Annotated in this window: 17 protein-coding genes; 8 read left to right on the top strand and 9 right to left on the bottom strand. The window is 57.7% G+C overall.

Annotation, left to right across the window (positions count from 1 at the left end):
* Positions 1-102 precede the first annotated feature (102 nt).
* From KSY55_RS05145 to KSY55_RS05115, 7 genes are read right to left on the bottom strand one after another with little or no spacing between them, the layout of a single operon-like run.
* A complete protein-coding gene (locus KSY55_RS05145) occupies positions 103-669 on the bottom strand; it encodes a DUF6466 family protein (RefSeq protein WP_226559783.1) in 567 nt (188 codons plus the stop codon).
* A complete protein-coding gene (locus tag KSY55_RS05140; RefSeq protein ID WP_004219468.1) occupies positions 666-1,685 on the bottom strand; it encodes a VWA domain-containing protein in 1,020 nt (339 codons plus the stop codon). The genes KSY55_RS05145 and KSY55_RS05140 overlap by 4 nt, the downstream gene beginning before the upstream one ends.
* Complete coding sequence (locus tag KSY55_RS05135) at positions 1,682-2,749, bottom strand: VWA domain-containing protein (protein ID WP_217749586.1); 1,068 nt, start codon at positions 2,747-2,749, stop codon at positions 1,682-1,684. The genes KSY55_RS05140 and KSY55_RS05135 overlap by 4 nt, the downstream gene beginning before the upstream one ends.
* Positions 2,750-3,277 carry a hypothetical protein gene (locus KSY55_RS05130; RefSeq protein ID WP_004219465.1) on the bottom strand — a complete coding sequence of 176 codons (528 nt, stop codon included), beginning with the start codon at positions 3,275-3,277 and terminating at the stop codon, positions 2,750-2,752. It abuts the gene before it with no gap.
* Positions 3,274-4,227, bottom strand: coding sequence for a DUF58 domain-containing protein (locus tag KSY55_RS05125; RefSeq protein ID WP_217749585.1), 954 nt, complete (start codon positions 4,225-4,227; stop codon positions 3,274-3,276). The genes KSY55_RS05130 and KSY55_RS05125 overlap by 4 nt, the downstream gene beginning before the upstream one ends.
* Positions 4,224-5,291, bottom strand: a complete 1,068-nt coding sequence (locus KSY55_RS05120; protein ID WP_022244914.1) for a MoxR family ATPase — start codon at positions 5,289-5,291, stop codon at positions 4,224-4,226. The genes KSY55_RS05125 and KSY55_RS05120 overlap by 4 nt, the downstream gene beginning before the upstream one ends.
* Before the next feature lie 18 nt (positions 5,292-5,309).
* Positions 5,310-6,020, bottom strand: a complete 711-nt coding sequence (locus KSY55_RS05115; protein ID WP_004219460.1) for a uracil-DNA glycosylase — start codon at positions 6,018-6,020, stop codon at positions 5,310-5,312.
* Positions 6,021-6,188: 168 nt separating this feature from the next.
* Here KSY55_RS05115 and KSY55_RS05110 point away from each other — a divergent pair, with 168 nt between their 5' ends.
* Positions 6,189-6,875: a LytR C-terminal domain-containing protein gene (locus tag KSY55_RS05110; protein WP_004219458.1), complete on the top strand. Its 687-nt coding sequence runs from the start codon at positions 6,189-6,191 to the stop codon at positions 6,873-6,875.
* Between the two features lie 276 nt (positions 6,876-7,151).
* The gene (gene groL / locus KSY55_RS05105) at positions 7,152-8,768 is read left to right on the top strand and encodes a chaperonin GroEL (protein ID WP_004223639.1); all 1,617 of its coding nucleotides are present in this window, start codon (positions 7,152-7,154) and stop codon (positions 8,766-8,768) included.
* 130 nt (positions 8,769-8,898) lie between these two features.
* On the opposite strand, the gene KSY55_RS05100 is transcribed toward groL, so the two are convergent.
* Positions 8,899-9,189, bottom strand: a complete 291-nt coding sequence (locus KSY55_RS05100) for a WXG100 family type VII secretion target (RefSeq protein WP_022244912.1) — start codon at positions 9,187-9,189, stop codon at positions 8,899-8,901.
* 88 nt (positions 9,190-9,277) lie between these two features.
* On the opposite strand from KSY55_RS05100, the gene KSY55_RS05095 reads away from it, so the two are divergent.
* The 5 genes from KSY55_RS05095 (at position 9,278) to KSY55_RS05075 (ending at position 14,480) form a co-directional block, all read left to right on the top strand.
* Positions 9,278-10,171, top strand: coding sequence for a TPM domain-containing protein (locus KSY55_RS05095; protein WP_033524287.1), 894 nt, complete (start codon positions 9,278-9,280; stop codon positions 10,169-10,171).
* A gap of 3 nt (positions 10,172-10,174) precedes the next feature.
* Positions 10,175-10,906 carry a response regulator transcription factor gene (locus tag KSY55_RS05090; RefSeq protein WP_003836535.1) on the top strand — a complete coding sequence of 244 codons (732 nt, stop codon included), beginning with the start codon at positions 10,175-10,177 and terminating at the stop codon, positions 10,904-10,906.
* An 11-nt stretch (positions 10,907-10,917) separates the two neighbouring features.
* On the top strand, positions 10,918-12,747 hold the full coding sequence (locus tag KSY55_RS05085) for a HAMP domain-containing sensor histidine kinase (protein WP_118279657.1): 1,830 nt from the start codon (positions 10,918-10,920) through the stop codon (positions 12,745-12,747).
* Positions 12,748-12,905: 158 nt separating this feature from the next.
* Positions 12,906-13,295, top strand: coding sequence for a cold-shock protein (locus KSY55_RS05080; RefSeq protein WP_003836539.1), 390 nt, complete (start codon positions 12,906-12,908; stop codon positions 13,293-13,295).
* Positions 13,296-13,298: 3 nt separating this feature from the next.
* Positions 13,299-14,480, top strand: coding sequence for a DUF3027 domain-containing protein (locus KSY55_RS05075; RefSeq protein ID WP_118279656.1), 1,182 nt, complete (start codon positions 13,299-13,301; stop codon positions 14,478-14,480).
* A gap of 75 nt (positions 14,481-14,555) precedes the next feature.
* Here the strand turns inward: KSY55_RS05075 and KSY55_RS05070 are convergent, their stop codons facing one another.
* On the bottom strand, positions 14,556-15,572 hold the full coding sequence (locus tag KSY55_RS05070; protein WP_004223651.1) for a universal stress protein: 1,017 nt from the start codon (positions 15,570-15,572) through the stop codon (positions 14,556-14,558).
* A gap of 141 nt (positions 15,573-15,713) precedes the next feature.
* Here KSY55_RS05070 and KSY55_RS05065 point away from each other — a divergent pair, with 141 nt between their 5' ends.
* A complete protein-coding gene (locus KSY55_RS05065) occupies positions 15,714-18,299 on the top strand; it encodes an ATP-dependent Clp protease ATP-binding subunit (RefSeq protein ID WP_022244909.1) in 2,586 nt (861 codons plus the stop codon).
* Positions 18,300-18,309 lie beyond the last annotated feature (10 nt).

The raw sequence follows: 18,309 nt of genomic DNA, 5'->3' as shown, positions 1-18,309 counted from the left end.
GGTCGGAGGACGGGCGAAAAGCACGATGTCGGCGTGTCATCGTTGAAAAATCAACAAAAACACGCCGACATGCCTGTGGATAACTTCCTGAAATAAGCCCCCTTACCAGGGTTTTGCGGGCGAAGATGTTTGGTTGGAATCCTGCTTGGCCGCCGAACCGGAATCATCGGAATCGGATTGGGCGGACTGTGCGTTCTGGGCCAGAAGCTCCTCCACCTTCTGACGCTGCTCGTCAGTCAAGGTTCCTCCGTTGCCTTGGCCTCCATCGGTGACGGATTGCCCACCTTCGATGGCTGTGTCGGCCTCGGTGCCGTCGGCATGCTGCATCTCTTCGATTTTCTTGCGTATGGATTCGGTCAGTTTTGCCGAAACTTCGGCATTATGCTCGATGGATGTGCGTACGTTTGGCAGCAGCAACATGCCGGCCGCGCCAGCTTCACGGAATTGCGCGTCGGTCTGCTGCTGTTGGGTCTGCAATTTGTCGAAATCGGCGTCTTGCTGTTGGCTGGCTTTGATATTCGCATTCAGACTGTCCGTGGCCTGGTTGTAGTTGCTGACGGATGCGAGATTCACTATGCCAAGCACGCCCACAATAACCGATATGGCTGCGATGACGGCGATGGCGATGCGAACGGGCAGCGATGCACGCGCTGTAACGGTTGTGCTCACAGCAGCCTCCTTGATTGCGTGATCCATGCCCCGGCCTCGAACGTCAGCAGCAGCGCTACGGCAATGGCGAACGGCCAGACCATGGCGACGGTTCTTGTGCGTTGCTTGGATGTCTGCGTGACACGCCATTTGCTGGATGCCTCTTTGGAATCCCCGCCACTCATGGTCGTCGTGGCATTGAGCTGGATGGCGGTTCCACTGAGCTCGTCGGCGATGGCGTTCATTTCGTCGGCATTCATACGGGACACGCCAGGCTCGCCGGTTTCCGGATCGGTGACCCATTGCGTGTCGCCTTCCTCCACGCCATCGCCGGTCACGGGGATATTGCCTCCCTGCTCGCTGCCCACGGCGACGGTGAACGCATCGGAAAGGTAGCGTCGCAACGATGAGAACGTTCGGCGTGTTTTCGACGAGGTCTGCTCGCCATCCGAAATCAGGTACAGCACGATCGCATCATCGGGATGCTGATCGTGAATCGACTTGCATGTGAGCAACAACTGGTCAATCGGCACATCCAAGGTCGAACCGGCCGAAATGGAAGTCGATTCCGGTGCAAGCGTGTCCGCCCAATTATCGATCGCCTTCGAATCAGGCGTCAACGGAACATCCAACGTTCCCGAAGCGCCGAATCGCAATGCCGCGAAACTGGAATTCGGATACATGGCGGCAATATCCTTCACCGCCTGCTTGGCAACATCCAAGCGGCTGAGCTGTTCGTCGGAACCATACTGCGCGTCCGCGACCGCCATGGAACCGGTCACATCCACCGCCACCACCACATCGGTGGTGTTAATCGCACGGCTGTTCGTGGACGAGACGATGCTTGGCGTCAATGCCATGATGGCCACCAGCGCACAAATCATCGATCGTCTTGCGCAAGCCCAGACGGTTTCATCGCTTTGGCTGCGTCTACGGATATGAAGCACAATCTGCGCGACTGCGCAAACCAGCATGATCACGCAGATCGCCGTGCCTAAAGGCCATCCCAAAGCAGGGGAGAGCGTCAGATTGGTCATCGCCTCAACCTCCAAGCCAAGAGCAGCCAAATCACTATCGCCACTGCCAATGCCAGCGTCCACCATCCCGGTGCGTCCGATATTGCGGCCTTGCTGCTTGCCGCGCTGTCATGGTTGCGCCGCGATTCGATTTGCTTGACCAGCTCAGCCACGGAAGCGCCGTTCGATTGCGTGAGAAACACGCCGCCATGCGATTCGATTTCGGATTCGAACTGTTTGGTCATCTGTTCCGATTCGCTTTGCTGCGGTCCGGAGAACAGTCCGTCCACGGTGATTTCCGCCTGTTTGGTCAGGTCAAGAGCCTCCTGAAGCGTGTATGTCGGATCTCCGGAAACGACATTGTCGGTGGCGAGCACAATGGAAGCGGCATGTTGACGGGATGCGGTCTCGGCGTTGGAACTGCCGTAGGCGAAACCTGGCAGCATGGCTGCGCAACTCACCACGCCGTCGCCGATCAGGGAAGTGGCCTCTTTACGATTCTGCGTACCTTCCAGCCAGTCGGAAATCGCTTGGTAATCGCTGTCTTTCATCTTGTCGATATCATCCTGCGATTCGACGCCTTTCAGTATCGTGCTGGTCTTGTCGAGCTGTTCGGACACCAATTCGTAATCGTCGGTCAACGGAAACACGGTACGTGACGTGGAATTGAAAATGCTCAATCCGATGCGCTCGCCCTTGAAATTGTCCACCAATGTGCGGTAGGTATCGATCACTTCGCGGTCGTATGGCAACGCCGAACCAGATACGTCCAAGCACAGCACGATGTCGCGGCTGCTCGCACGCTCCTCTCCCTCATCCACGGTGCTGGGGCGTGCCACCAGCGCTATCGCCAGCACCAGTGCCATCACCAACAGAACGACGGCGGCACGTGACATGGTGCGCCACTGCCGAAATAATCTCGATGCGGTTTCGGTGTTGAGATCGTCATCCAAACTGAACGTCCGCACGGATCCTGAGTCGTTATGCCTGCGTTTTGCGGACGCCAATACCATGATGGCGATGACGGCCAATGACGCAATCAGGCCTGCAAGGCCTACCCACGGCCAGTGCCATGACAATTCCATTCATCGCCACCTTTCCACAAGATTGGCAACCCACTCTCCAGCCTGTTCAACCGTGGCCTCTCTGGCCGTGTGATTGCGTTCGGCATCCGCGAATTCCGGCGGATACAATGCCTCGATGGTCTGCCTGAGCAGGGTGAGCCCATGCTGGTTGCCGGTCGTGCGAGGTGTCGCTTCAATATCGGTGAGCGTCTGATTGCGCACGTCGCTGCCGGTGGCCGTGGAGACGAAATCTCTGGCGATCGATGCGAGCAGGGCGAACGCTTCCTCTCTTCCGAGATCGCCGTTGGCATGACGGTCCACCACATCGTTGATGCGTTCATGCCATATCGACGTGCCCGTCGATGCGTCGTGACGTCCGCGATTGGTTTTCTTCGTTGGCTTGAGAGTTGGTTTCGACAGCCATACCACCAAGACGACAAGTGCCACGGCAAGGATGAGGCATACCGCGACAACGATGCCCAGCCCCGTTTCGATATGAATCGGGTCCAGTGTGTCGAAATCGTTGCGAGACAAGGCGATGTGATTCATGCTTTGCCTCCCAAGGTGAGTGAGGACGGTGCTTTGAGCTGATTGCGTGTGGAGCGAGATAGGGATGCGGATACCATTCGTACGAATTCCCGGAACATACGTTCGCTTGAATCGGCACGGATCACTGTGGAACCGCAACGATTCAGCTCATGTCTGATGGACGCGGACAGATATTCGCGATGCGTGCGAACCTCCTGCGCCGTTTTGCCGGTGCGCAGGAATGCCGGAATGCGGCGGTCGCTGCCCGCGTCGAATACGTCGCGCGCATGGCTATTGTCGAACGGATTAATGGTTGCGACATCGATGAGCACCATCGGATGGGTCCTTGCGATCCTGCAAATGGACTCCACGTGACGTTCCTTAAGTGCGTGCTCATCGGTGGCGATCACCACCAACGCATCCCTGTCGCGAATGCGACGGGCGTACTCCAGCAAAGCGTCGATATTGCGAGGTTTGTTCCAATCACGCTGCAGCGCATTGTCCAACGTCTGTTCGAATTGCGTAAGTCCGCCATTGAATGGCACACGGGTGATCGAGCCTGAATCGCCGAATACTATGGACACTTCGTCACCACGACGCAGGCTGAGCGCCGCGAACATGCATAGGGCGTTGGCTGCGACCTGATGAACCTGTTCGCCGGAAACGCAGGTACCGGTCATTTCCTGTCCGACATCGAGCAAAAGCCAGGCGCGTGAAGTGGATGGGCGTTCGCGCTGCACCACCATGGGGCGGCCCACACGGGCGCTGGTCTTCCAATCAATCCGTTTTGCCTCGTCTCCAGGCTCATAGATGCGGATATCCATGACATCGTCGGCGCCGAAACGCTTGTCTGATGCGTGCGCACCCTCAAGAACACCGAGCGCCTTGCGAACAGTCGGCAGGCTCAACGTGGTTCCGAGGGTTTCGATCTTACTGCGGATCGGATCTTCGGAACGAATTGCGTCGATCATGGAACGGGAACCGCCTGAACGATCGAGTCCACGACCTGATCGCTGGTGACGCCGTCGGCAAGGGCCTCGAACGTGAGCAGGATGCGGTGGCGAAGCACTTCATGTGTGAAGGCTTTGACGTCTTCCGGAATCACATAGTCGCGGCCTTGCATCAACGCGTTGGCCTGTCCGATGCGAGTCAGCGCGATGGACGCGCGTGGCGAGGCTCCGAGACGCACTAGTGTGGACAATCCCTGCACCGGCTTGGTGCCGGCTCCTCGGGATGTGGCAGTGATATCGACCGCGTATTTCATGATTGCGTCGGACACATGCACGCGACGGGCCGCGGCGCGCAGGAATTCGACATCGCTGATGGACACGACGTCACCGGTGAGCGTTCGTGAATCAAAAGTGTCGGAGCCGCGGTGGGTGAGCATGGTGAGCATGCGCTGTTCCTCCTGCGCGGTCGGATACGTCATGACGGCTTTCATCATGAAACGGTCCATTTGCGCCTCAGGAAGGTTGAACGTGCCTTCCTCCTCGATTGGATTCTGTGTAGCGATGACCATGAACGGTTTCGGCAGTGCGATGCACTGGCCGCCGATGGTGGTGGCTCCTTCGGCCATGGCTTCAAGCATGGCCGATTGGGTTTTTGCGTTTGAACGGTTGATTTCGTCGAGCAGCACGAAGTTGGCGTGGATCGGGCCGATCTGCGTGGAGAACTTCTGCGTCGCGAAATCGAAGACCTGGGTGCCCACCAGATCGGATGGCATCAGATCAGGCGTGCATTGCACTCGCTTGAACGATCCGGACACGGAAGTCGCCAGCGTCTGCGCGGCCGTGGTCTTGGCCAGACCCGGTACGGATTCGATGAGAATATGTCCGCCTGCCACCAGCGTGGTGATCAGCGATTCACGCAGGTTGTCCTGTCCAACTAGGGTCTGCGCGAAGCGTGCGCGGATGCACGTGCCGAGCTGTTTCGCCCGGTTGATGTCCTCTGGGGGCAACGTGCTCGGTTTGGTGACGGCCGGCATTGGAACGGGGGTTGGTGTCGGTACCGGATTCTTCGGAGGGAATAAAGCCATAGTTGCTACTGTAACGGGTCAAGCTGACGGGAGGGACCAGTCCACAGGCTTCTCGCCTGCGGCGATGAGCGCTTGGTTGGCGCGGGAGAACGGTTTTGAACCGAAGAATCCGTATCGCGCGGACATAGGACTCGGATGAGGTGAGGCGATAATATATGCGTTGGTGAGCAGCGGTCCCAGCGTCTGCGCCTTGCGCCCCCACAGGATGGCGACCAAGGGTTTGATGCTGCCATCGGGATTGCGGCGGTTGTTAAGCGCTTTGATCGCCGCGTCGGTAACGATCTCCCACCCCTTGTCCTGATGGCTGCCGGGCTTGCCCGCTTCGACGGTCAGGCATCTGTTGAGCAGCATAACGCCTTGATTCGTCCAAGGCGTCAGATCGCCGTTCGTGGGCATGGGTACGCCGAGGTCATCCGTCAGCTCCTTGTATATATTGGTCAGACTACGAGGAATGGGCTGGACATCGGGCGCCACGCAGAAGCTCAGTCCCACCGGATGACCGGGGGTTGGGTAGGGGTCTTGGCCCACGATAAGCACCTTGATGCTGTCGAATGGGATGGTGAAGGCGCGCAGAATGTTCGCGCTGGCGGGAAGATACCGGCGTCCGGCTGCGATTTCGCCTCGAAGGAAATCGCCCATGCGGTGCACCTGTGGCTCGACCTCGGCGAGGGCATTCGCCCATCCGGGCTCCACGAGATCTTTCAACGGCTTGATGTTCGATTGTGTCATGCATCTTACTGTACGACGTGTTGCGGTCCTGATGACAGGGGTGGTTTGGTTTTCACGGGATGGTTTCACGAACGTTCGGAATAGGGGTGGGAATGCGGCTCGATTGTGTTCTGACTGAGGTGGTCGGTACACTTGGCAGATAAGTGTGTGAGAAACGAGGTTTGCAATATGGCTAAGCAGGACAAGGAGACCTACGATTCCTACGAGAAGGATGTGTACGACAATCCTCCGGCGGGACCTATGGGTGTTCACCGTGGCGCGCGTTCCGCGGCGTCCCGGGCCATGCCGTACGTCATTGTCATCATTGTGGCGCTGCTTGCTGGTTTGCTGTTCTGGAGCATTTATTCAGGTGAGATCAACAATCTGAAGATGCCGTGGTCGTCGCAGGAGAGTTCGACTACTTCAAGTGCCGAAAAGAGCAAGAGCGGCGAGAGCAAGTCCAAGTCCCAATCCGACTCCGCTTCCGGCAATAAGACGGACGCATCCAATGCCGATTCGCCGACCGACTCGCAGCAAAATGATCAGAACGCCGACCAGAATGCCGGCCAGAATGCCGAGCAGACGGATAACGCCACTGCGCAGCAGGCTGTGAACACGGGTACTGAGGTTCGCGTCGTGAACGCGACGAATATCACCGGTTATGCGCAAAGCAAGGCCGACGTGCTGACCCAAGCCGGGTATACCAGTGTTTCTGCCAGCAATCCGACGGGAAACGTTCCTTCGCAGACCGTGGTCTGGTATCAGAACGAGACCGATAAGGCGACCGCCGAAAACGTCGCACAGACGCTGGGAATTTCGAATGTGCAGCAAAGCGATGGGCTCGTCACGCCAATCGTTGTGGTGTTGCTTGACTGAAAAACGCCGTGAGCGAAACAAAAAAGCCTTGTTCTTTTCCCAAAGAACAAGGCTTTTTTGTTTTCCTTGGAATTCCAACGTTGATGGCTTATTTAGACGAACAATTCTTCTTGCTTACAGCGCAACTGGCGACATGGAGTTTGGCACTCTCGTCCTGAGAGTGCTAATCTGCCAGTTAGCACTCGAGGAGCGAGAGTGATAACTGGCAGCTGACGGCTGGTGCGTTCTTCGCTTCGAAGGTGGGAATAATACCGTGTAGCCATATGTGGAGGAACAATGGCAAAGATCATTGCATACGACGACGAAGCTCGTCAGGGAATGCTCGCGGGCCTCGACAAGCTCGCTGATACCGTCAAGGTCACCCTCGGTCCGAAGGGCCGCAACGTGGTCCTCGACAAGACCTACGGCGCTCCGACCATCACCAACGATGGTGTCTCCATCGCCAAGGAAATCGACCTGGACGACCCGTACGAGCGCATCGGCGCCGAACTGGTCAAGGAAGTCGCCAAGAAGACCGATGACGTCGCTGGCGACGGTACCACCACCGCAACCGTGCTCGCCCAGTCCCTGGTGCACGAAGGCCTGAAGAACGTCACCGCCGGCTCCAACCCGATCGCTTTGCGTCGTGGTATCGAGAAGGCTTCCGAAGCCATCGTCAAGGAGCTTATCGCAGCTGCCAAGGACGTTGAGACCAAGGATCAGATCGCTGCTACCGCAACGATTTCCGCCGCCGATCCGGAAGTCGGCGAGAAGATCGCCGAAGCTCTTGACAAGGTTGGCCAGGACGGCGTCGTGACCGTTGAGGACAACAACCGCTTCGGCCTGGATCTGGACTTCACCGAAGGCATGCGTTTCGACAAGGGCTATATCGCTCCGTACTTCGTGACCAACGCCGAAGATCAGACCGCAGTGCTCGAAGAGCCGTACATCCTGCTGACCTCCGGCAAGGTGAGCTCTCAGCAGGACGTCGTGCACATCGCCGAGCTGGTCATGAAGACCGGCAAGCCGCTGCTGATCATCGCTGAAGACGTTGATGGCGAGGCTCTGCCGACCTTGATTCTGAACAACATCCGCGGCACCTTCAAGTCCTGCGCCGTCAAGGCTCCGGGCTTCGGCGATCGCCGTAAGGCCATGCTGCAGGATATGGCCATCCTGACCGGCGCCCAGGTTGTGTCCGACGAACTCGGCCTCAAGCTCGACTCCGTCGACATGTCCGTGCTCGGCACCGCCAAGAAGGTCATCGTCTCCAAGGACGAGACCACCATCGTGGCCGGCGGCGGCTCCAAGGAAGACGTGGCTGCCCGCGTGGCTCAGATCCGTGCCGAAATCGCCAACACCGATTCAGACTACGATCGTGAGAAGCTGCAGGAGCGTCTGGCCAAGCTGGCTGGCGGCGTTGCCGTCATCAAGGTTGGCGCTGCCACCGAAGTCGAGGCCAAGGAACGCAAGCACCGCATCGAAGATGCCGTGCGCAACGCCAAGGCCGCCATCGAAGAAGGCCTGCTGCCGGGCGGCGGTGTCGCTCTGGTCCAGGCTGCAGCCAAGGCCGAGAGCGATGTCAAGCTCGAAGGCGACGAGGCAACCGGTGCCGCGATCGTGTTCCGCGCCATCGAAGCCCCGATCAAGCAGATCGCCGAAAACGCTGGACTGTCCGGCGACGTGGTGATCGACAAGGTTCGTTCCCTGCCTGACGGCCAGGGCCTGAACGCAGCCACCAATGAGTATGAGGACCTGCTGGCCGCCGGCGTCACCGACCCGGTCAAGGTCACCCGTTCCGCACTGCAGAACGCAGCTTCCATCGCTGGTCTGTTCCTGACCACCGAGGCTGTTGTGGCCAACAAGCCGGAACCGCCGGCAGCCGCTCCGGCCGCTGGCGCTGACATGGGCTACTGATCCAACGGTTTGGCAAAGCCTGACGGCATAAGCAAAAAGCTATAAGTGGAGTCCGTTTCCCATAGTGGACGCGGGCTCCACTTTTTGTTTGCGCCAGCTATTGCTTTGATTGCGTCGGAAGTACCTGCCGCTACTGCGCAAACAGACGCGATGCCTGCATTTCGGTTTCCGCATACAGTGCGGATGCCTGCGTCAGCGCATGCTGAATCGATTCGAGCGACTGCTCCATCTGCTGTTGGGCGGCACGCCATTGTTCCGCCACCGCATTGAACTGTGTGGCCGCTCCGCCCCTCCAGACGCTCTGCAGATTGTTGAGATTGGCGTACATGCCCTGCACCGACTGACGTATCGCTTGGATGGAGGCGTTTACCGCCGCGCTCGAGGATTGAATCTGCTCGCTGTCCACCTGAAACTGTGCCATGATGATCCTTTCGTTGCCAGGTACTTTTGTGTGCTCGGTTGGTACCGTTCGCTCGCACTTGACGTATCTGAACGGTAATGTGGACTGTATGGCAACAGTGAACGCGATGAATGAAAAAACCAGGGTTGTGGTCGGAGGATGTGCGAAAATGTGCCCAATCGGTGTGTCGCGACAACGGCAAAACTTCAGAAATCGTTGGAATGTAGCGGCTTGCATGCTTCTTTCTATGCTGTTGTGTTGTGCGATGATGTTGTGGATAACTCCCGTCGGCAGCGCGGAAGACAATACGGGCACCGGAATCACGGCCACGGAAAATATCACCGACACTGAGAATCTGCTCGGATCAAACGTCGCCGAGATCACGGATGCCATCAGCGCGACAAAGCAGGAAACGGGCGTCACCGTGCATTTGCTGTACCTGGCAAGTTTCAACACCGAAGAAAAACCTGCAAAATGGGCGAGCGCGCTGTTGGAATCGCTTGATCCGAAACCGAATACGGTTTTGCTGGCGGTCGCTTCGAACGATGGCAATCTCGTGGTTGCCGTTTCGTCGAATTCCGACGAATGGTTGAAGAAGAAGTCGACGGTCGATGCGCTTTCCGATGCTGCGCAGAAACCTTTGATGGAAAGCACTCCGGATTGGTCGAAATCCGCAACCGATATGATGGATCAGATTGCGGTGCAGAAGAAGACCTCGACGTCGTCGCAGACCGTGCTGTTGGGTGTTGGCGGCATGATAGCCGTGCTGGTGCTGCTGATTGTGATTATGGTGGTGTTCCATATTCTGCGCAAGCGTGGCATCATCAAGCGCAAGGTGCGCAAGCATGCGGGAAGGCATGCCGCGATTACTGTGCGTTCCGAGCCGGTGAAGGCGTGGAGTGTCGATGGTGAGCTGTCCGTTGAAGCGCATGATGGAGGGCAGACGTCAAAGGAAGACTCAGAATCCGTTCAGGAAACATCCAGTGAACAGAGTGATGCTTAAAGCATGAGCAAGCCTATTGAAGCATCCATTGTCGTTGTTGACGACGAACCGTCCATCCGTGAGCTGTTGGTGGCATCCTTGCATTTTGCGGGTTTTGAAGTGAATACCGCGGCTTCGGGATCTGAAGCCATCGAAGTCATCGAGAAAATACAGCCTGATTTGATTGTGCTTGATGTGATGCTTCCGGATATCGACGGTTTCACGGTGACCCGTCGTATCCGTCAGGAAGGCATCACTACGCCGGTGCTGTATTTGACGGCTCGCGATGATACTCAAGACAAGGTCATGGGTTTGACCGTGGGGGGTGACGACTATGTGACCAAGCCGTTCAGTCTTGAGGAGGTCGTTGCGCGAATCCGTGCCATTCTGCGCCGTACCCAGGAGCAGGTTGAGGATGATCCGATTATCCGCGTCGCGGATCTGGAGATCAATGAGGATTCGCATGATGTGTCCCGTGCCGGACAGCCGATCGATTTGAGCCCCACCGAATACAAGTTGCTGCGTTATTTGATGGATAACGAGGGGCGTGTGCTCTCGAAGGCGCAGATTTTGGATCATGTGTGGCAGTACGATTGGGGCGGGGACGCCGCGATTGTTGAATCGTACATTTCATATCTGCGCAAGAAGGTCGACGGACTTACGGTGGAGGATGAGAACGGCGAGAAGCGCAAGGTGGCTCCGCTTATCGAAACGAAGCGTGGCATCGGCTACATGATTCGTGCGCCGAAGAACTAAACGGTCCCGCGATGAGTCAGGATACCCGTCAGCCGTCGGCTGACCCGCAGAACACGCAGAAGAACGGCGGCCAGCCGCGTCCGCAACGTGTGCCTTGGCATCGGCGGATCGGCAGGAAGGTGCAGGCCATTCCGTTAAGCACCAAGCTGGTCACTTGCATCATTGTGTTGTTGACCATTGGCACTATCGGCATTTCCTTTTCCATTCGCACGCTTGTGGGCAATTATCTGCTACAGAAAACCGACACGCAGTTGGTGAATCAGGCGCAGATGATTTTCAATAGCATGGATTCGCTGGACAGCACCACGAGCGAGGATGGCCGGAGCTTGGTGAACACGTATTATGTCGAGGTGCGGGACAGCGAATACAAGCGTACCGGCGCTGGGTCGGTGCCTATGCTCCGTGAGGGCGTGGTGTCCGAGCCGAGTCTGCCTTCCGACGGCAGTATCGACGGGGTCACGCTCGGAGAGCCGTTCACCACACAGGCGGTGGTGCACGTTACCACCAGCAGGGTGCCGGATCATGCCATCATGCAGGCCGCACAGTCGCCGTGGCGTGTTGTGGCGCTGCCTTGGAGCGAGAAAACCAAAACGGGGCAGGTCAAAGACAGCGGCGTCGTGTTCATCGGATTGTCGCTGAGTGACCAGATCGACACGTCCAACACGTTGACGCGGTTCTGTGCCATGGTCGGCATCGCGGTGGTGTTGATCGGCGCCATTCTTGGCACCATCGTCGTGCAAAGCACGCTTGCTCCGCTGAAACGTATCGAGAAGACCGCTGCGAAGATTGCGGCAGGGGATTTGAGCCAACGTGTTCCCGATTTGCCGGAAAATACGGAAGTCGGATCGCTGTCCATGTCGCTGAACACCATGCTGACGCGTATTGAGGAAAGCTTCCACGCGCAGGAGGAAACGACCGAGAAGATGAAACGGTTCGTTTCCGATGCCAGCCATGAGCTGCGTACTCCGCTTGCCGCGATTCACGGATATGCGGAGTTGTACAAAATGCAGCGTGACATGCCCGGAGCATTGGAACGTGCCGATGAGTCCATTGAACATATAGAAGCGTCCAGTGCGCGTATGACGGTGCTTGTCGAGGATTTGCTGTCATTGGCGCGGTTGGATGAAGGACGTGGCATCGATATCACCCAGCAGGTGAAGCTGACTTCCGTGGTCAATGATGCGGCTGATGATCTGCACGCGCTCGACCCGGATCGTGGCATCACCTGCGGCCAGGTGGTATTGCAGGCGGGATCGGATATGGAACATCCTTCGCGTCTCGCCTTCCAGCCGGGAACCATGCCGGACATCACGTTGACCGGCGATGCATCACGCTTGCGTCAGGTGGCCACGAACATTGTGGGCAACATCCATCGGTACACGCCGGCCGATTCCCCGGTTGAAGTGTCCATGGGCGTGCTTCCGGCGTCCATCAGCCCGGAATCATTGTCTCGCATGCCATCCAACGAGCAGTCGTTGCATCACTTTATCGAGGCCATCGAGGTGGGGCAATCCATGCAAGTCGGCATGAATTACGCAATTGTGCGATTCAGCGATCATGGTCCCGGCGTTCCCGCAGATGCACGCTCGAAGATCTTCGAACGGTTCTACACGGCGGATCCGTCCAGAGCACGACAGAAGGGCGGTACGGGTCTCGGCATGGCGATCGCCCAGTCCGTGGTCAAGGCACACCATGGTTTCATCTGCGCTTCCGGCAGTGACGGGACTGGATTGACACTGACGGTAGTGCTTCCGGTGGCTCCTGTGGAACCACGTCCGTTGGCGCAGACCAGTGACGAACGCAAGGTCGACAAGCGTGGGCGCAGGCCGAAAAAACAATGATGCAAACATGCAAAAAGGCATGATCTGACGATTGTTGGCGCAAGAGATGGTTACATATCCCACCTCTTGCGCTAAACTGTATCTTTGATTTGTAATCGGCGGACGATTGTTCTTTCGTTCGCCTGAAGGTATGTGGATTACGTAAGAGTGAGGTGACAATGCCTAGCGGACGCGTTCGTTGGTTCGATGCGAACAAAGGCTATGGTTTTATTCAGAACGAGCAGGGTGCCGATGTGTTCCTGCCTGCAGCCGCCCTGCCGGAGGGCGTGAAGACGTTGCGTAAGGGTGCAAAAGTCGAGTATTCCGTGGTGGAGGGCCGCCGTGGTCCGCAGGCAATGGGCCTCACCCTTGTGGCATCCGCGCCGTCTCTGGTCAAAGCAACTCGACCGAAGCCGGATGATATGGCCGCCATTGTGGAGGATCTTATCAAGCTGCTGGATTCCGCGGGGAACCAGTTGCGCCGCCACCATTATCCGTCTCCGGCTGAAAGCAAGAAACTGGCCACGCTGATGCGTGCCGTGGCCGATAACTTCGACGTACAGGAATAATTCATGTCCGATACCACAATGGATCCCAAGGCGATCGCCCAGGCGGTGGCCATCGAAGTCGCCGATGAGGATGGCCAAGTCGGTGACTTCGTCGAAGCCATCGACTTGGGAGACAACGTTACTGATTTTCGTTTTGAAACCTGCATACGTGGGTATGAGGGATGGCAGTGGTCGGTGACGTTGTATCGCGATGCTGAGTTGGACCATTGGACGGTCAATGAGTCATCGCTGGTGCCTACCGACAAGGCGTTGCGCCCACCGGAATGGATTCCATGGAAGGATCGTCTTGAACCGACCGATTTGGCGGTGACCGATTCGATCGGCACCGATCCCGATGATCCACGTATGGAAGAGGGGTTCCGCAGAACTAAACCCGTTGAGTCTGCCGAAAGCGTTTCCGACGATGTGCAGACCGTCGAAGCGGCGGACGGCGGCGACAATGCCGGAGCGGACGCTGACGTGGTTGACGGTTCGCAAGACGAGAATGCCGTAGCATCGGTGACCTCCGAAGAGGACATCGACGAGGCGGTTGAGGAATTCGATCTGTCCCGCAGGCACGTGCTCACGCCTTTGGGCCGTTCCCAGACCGCGAAACGCTGGTATGAGGGACCGCGCGGACCGAAATCGTTGTCCACCAAAACATCGGATGGCAATCCATGCTCGACGTGCGGATTCTTCATTCCTCTGAAAGGCGAACTGAATCTTCTGTTCGGCGTGTGCGCTAACAAGTGGAGTCCTGATGACGGTCGTGTCGTATCCATCGACCATGGCTGTGGCGAACATTCCGAAATCGAGCCGCCGGAACCGTCTCACTTGTGGGTGCAGTCGAAACCTGCATTTGACGACCTGCATATCGATATCATCGCGCAGGCGCCGCGTGATGAACGCGGTTCCGTCGAACTGATCGAGCAGCTGTCGGCGAATGAAGACGGCAATCCGAACGATGAGGAAGAAGCCTCCGAAGCCGATATCGAAGCCAATACCGTGGATGATGATGCGAATCAGGAGGAAGTGCTCGAACATACGGCCCAGCAGGATGAGCCGGAGGTGGAATCCACCGTTGATTTGAGCGATGACGAAGAGCCGGTTATCGTCGGATCCGAAGAGGATGAAGCGACGGATGCGGAACCCACCGAAGCCGAGGAAACGGACACTGCAGAGGAAAACGCTCCGGAAGCTGAGTAATCCTGTCTTATCGAGGATATGAAAGAAGTCCGTTCCCTATGTAAGGAAGCGGACTTCTTTCATATCCTCAAAGGTTTAGTGCACGACAGTGACGGTGCAGTCGGCGAAATTGACGATTTGCTTGGAGACGGAACCAAGGAAATGCGCGTCCAAGCCGGACAATCCACGGGAACCGACCACTAGATGGCGTGCGTAACGGGATGCCGCGATCAGCCCCTTCGCAGCGGAAATATGGAAGGCGTGCGATTCGATCTGGAAATCGTCGGGAATGCCGGCAGTGGGAATCTCAACCGAATCGAGCAGCTCGTCAAGAATGCGTTCCGCCCGTTCCTGACCGACGGCAATCGGCGCTATGGCGTTCTCATATCCCTCGATGACGCCAAGATCCTTGAGCTGCCAGCAGAACATCACCTGCAGGGGAGCGTGATGCAAAGCCGCCAGGTCGATAGCGAATCGCAAGGCGTGTCGCGAGGTTTCCGAACCATCGACGCCAACCACGATCGGCCGCTGGTTCTTAGGCAGAGGGGAGCCGGGCAAATCGTACGTCACCGTGTTCTCCGAAGGCGTAAGCGCGTTGGCGATGGCATCCTGCACGCTGGATTCCTCGTCGTCGAGAATGCGAACTATGGTAACGGGAACCTGTGCGGCTTCGGCAAGCGATTCCGAAAGCGAGCCGAGGAACCAGCGTGCCACTCTGCCGAGTGAACGGCGTCCGACTACGATCTGCTGCGCATCCTTGCCGATCTCCAGCAATGCGGACGTTCCTGTGGCCTTGACCGACGTGAGTTTGACATGATCCTCATTGATGGTCATGCCCTGCGAAGCTTTGGAAACCCAGTCGCGAAGCCGTTGCGCGATCTCATGGCGGACTTCGGCCCACTGCTCTTCATCTTCCGGTTCCGAGCCCATATCCCAGGAATGGGACCATGCGAACACCGCATTGACCTGCTGGCCGGTAAGCGATGCCTCGTTCAGCGCCCAGCGTAATGCGGCGAAGGATTCGTCGGAACCGTCGACGCCGACGACGATGTCGTGCAAGCGGATATCTGCGAGCATCCCGGATTCGGTTGCATTTAGGGTGGTGTCGCTCATCTTGGTGACCTCCTTGGTCGTTGCTATATGTCAAGCATATCCGTTGCGTTGCGTCGAGAGCGCAATTTACGCGCGGATGAAAACAAACGTCATCGCGAATCGGTAGAGTGTTGATGGACTAACAAGAGTGGAAGGACAAGCATGTTCGAACGGTTTACCGACCGTGCGCGGCGCGTGATCGTGCTGGCGCAGGAAGAGGCTCGTACCCTCCAGCACAACTACATCGGTACCGAGCATCTGCTGCTTGGCCTGATTCGTGAGGGTGACGGCGTCGCAGCCAAGGCGCTGGCCTCAAAGGGTGTGACCTTGGATGACACCCGCAAACAGGTCGAAGAGATGATCGGTAAGGGGAATGCCACGCCGAACGGCCACATTCCCTTCACCCCGCATGCCAGGCAGGTGTTGGAGCTGTCGCTGCGTGAGGCGTTGCAGCTGGGGCACAGCTATATCGGCACCGAGCATATCCTGCTCGGTCTGATTCATGAAGGCGAAGGCGTCGGCACCCAGGTGCTGATCAAGATGGACGTCAATCTTGGCGAGCTGCGCAGCGCCACCATCGACCTGATCCGTGGCAATTCCGGTGATGGCAAGGGTGATGGCAAGGGCGATTTGGCCAATGCCGGTGGCGTGCAGGATCGTCGCAACCAGACCGGTTCCGCGATTCTTGACCAGTTCGGCCGCAATCTGACCGCTGAAGCTGCCGCCGGCAAGCTTGATCCGGTGATTGGGCGTTCGAGTGAGATCGAGCGTGTGATGGTGGTGCTGAGCCGCCGTACCAAGAACAATCCGGTGCTGATCGGCGAGCCGGGTGTCGGCAAGACGGCCGTGGTCGAAGGCTTGGCGCAGAAGATCAATGCCGGCGACGTTCCGGAGACGCTGAAGGGCAAGCAGGTCTATTCGTTGGATCTGGGATCCATGGTGGCTGGCTCGCGGTACCGTGGCGATTTCGAGGAGCGTCTGAAGAAGGTGCTCAAGGAGATCAAGACGCGCGGCGACATCGTGCTGTTCATCGATGAGATCCACACCATTGTGGGTGCTGGCTCCGCAGACGGCGCTCTTGGCGCTTCCGACATGCTGAAGCCTATGCTGGCCCGTGGCGAACTGCAGACCATTGGCGCCACCACCACCGACGAGTACCGCAAGTACATCGAGAAGGATGCGGCTCTGGAACGTCGTTTCCAGCCGATCCAGGTGCACGAGCCGAGCATTGCCGAAACCATCGAGATCCTTAAGGGCTTGCGTTCGCGTTACGAGAACCATCACCATGTGACGATCACCGATGGTGCGTTGCAGGCCGCGGCCGATCTGTCGAGCCGTTACATTCAGGACCGTCATCTGCCTGACAAGGCCATCGATCTGATCGATGAGGCCGGTGCGCGTCTGCGCATTCGTCGTCTGACCGCTCCGCCGGAACTTAAGGAACTTGACACGAAGATCGCCAAGCTTGCCGAAGAGAAGGACCAGGCCATCAAGGGTCAGGACTTCGAAAAGGCCGCTGAGCTGCGTGATAAGCAGGAGAAGCTGGAAGCCGAGCGCAAGCAGAAGGAATCCTCATGGCGTGAGGGCGAATCCGATGTGAAGATGGTTGTGGATGAGGATGTCATCGCCGAGGTGATTTCCCAGACCACCGGCATTCCGGTGTTCAAGCTCACCCAGGCCGAGTCCAAGAAGCTCATGACCATGGAAAGCGAGCTGCACAAGCGCATCATCGGCCAGGATGAGGCCGTGTCCGCATTGAGCCGCTCCATCCGCCGCGCGCGTGTTGGTTTGAAGGATCCGAAGCGTCCGTCCGGTTCGTTTATCTTCGCTGGCCCCACCGGTGTTGGCAAGACCGAGCTGGCCAAGACGCTCGCCGAATTCCTGTTTGACGACGAGGACGCACTGATTCGTGTCGACATGTCTGAATTCTCCGAGAAATATGCGGCTTCGCGCCTGTTTGGTGCTCCTCCGGGATACGTCGGTTACGAAGAGGGCGGCGAACTCACCGAGAAGGTGCGTCGCAAGCCGTTCTCCGTGGTGCTGTTCGATGAGATCGAAAAGGCCCATCCGGATATTTTCAACACGCTGCTGCAGGTGCTTGATGACGGTCATCTGACTGATGGCCAGGGCCGCAAGGTGGACTTCAAGAACACCATCATCATTCTGACCACCAATCTTGGTACTCGTGACATCGCCAAGGCCGCCAACACCGGCTTCAACTTGGGTGCCAACACCGAGTCGAGCTACCAGCGCATGAAGGATCAGGTTTCCGCGGAGCTGAAGCAGCAGTTCCGTCCGGAATTCCTGAACCGTCTGGACGACATCATCGTGTTCAAGCAGCTCACCGAGCCGCAGGTGCGTCAGATCGTCGATCTTGACGTCAAGCAGCTCAATGACCGCTTGTTCGATCGCCACATGTCCCTCGAGCTTACCGACGCTGCCAAGGATCTGCTCGCGCAGAAGGGCTTCGACCCGCTGCTGGGCGCGCGTCCGTTGCGTCGCGTGATTCAGCGCGACGTCGAAGACGCCATTTCGGAGAAGATCCTGATGGGCGAACTCGAAGATGGCCAGCGCGTGAAGGTCGATGCGGAAGGCGAAGGCATCCTGGGCGAGTTCACCTTTACCGGTGAGGCGTTCGAAGAGCCAAATACGGAGCCTGCTGAAGGTGAAGTCGCAGCTGAAACCGAGGCACCTGCCGAATCGACGGAATCGACGGAACTTACGGAATCCGCAGAATCTGTTGAATAAGCAATCGGTG

The organism is Bifidobacterium sp. MSK.13.1, assembly GCF_019131435.1.
Classification (GTDB): Bacteria; Actinomycetota; Actinomycetes; order Actinomycetales; family Bifidobacteriaceae; genus Bifidobacterium; species Bifidobacterium pseudocatenulatum.
This window is presented reverse-complemented; position numbering and strand designations above follow the sequence as displayed.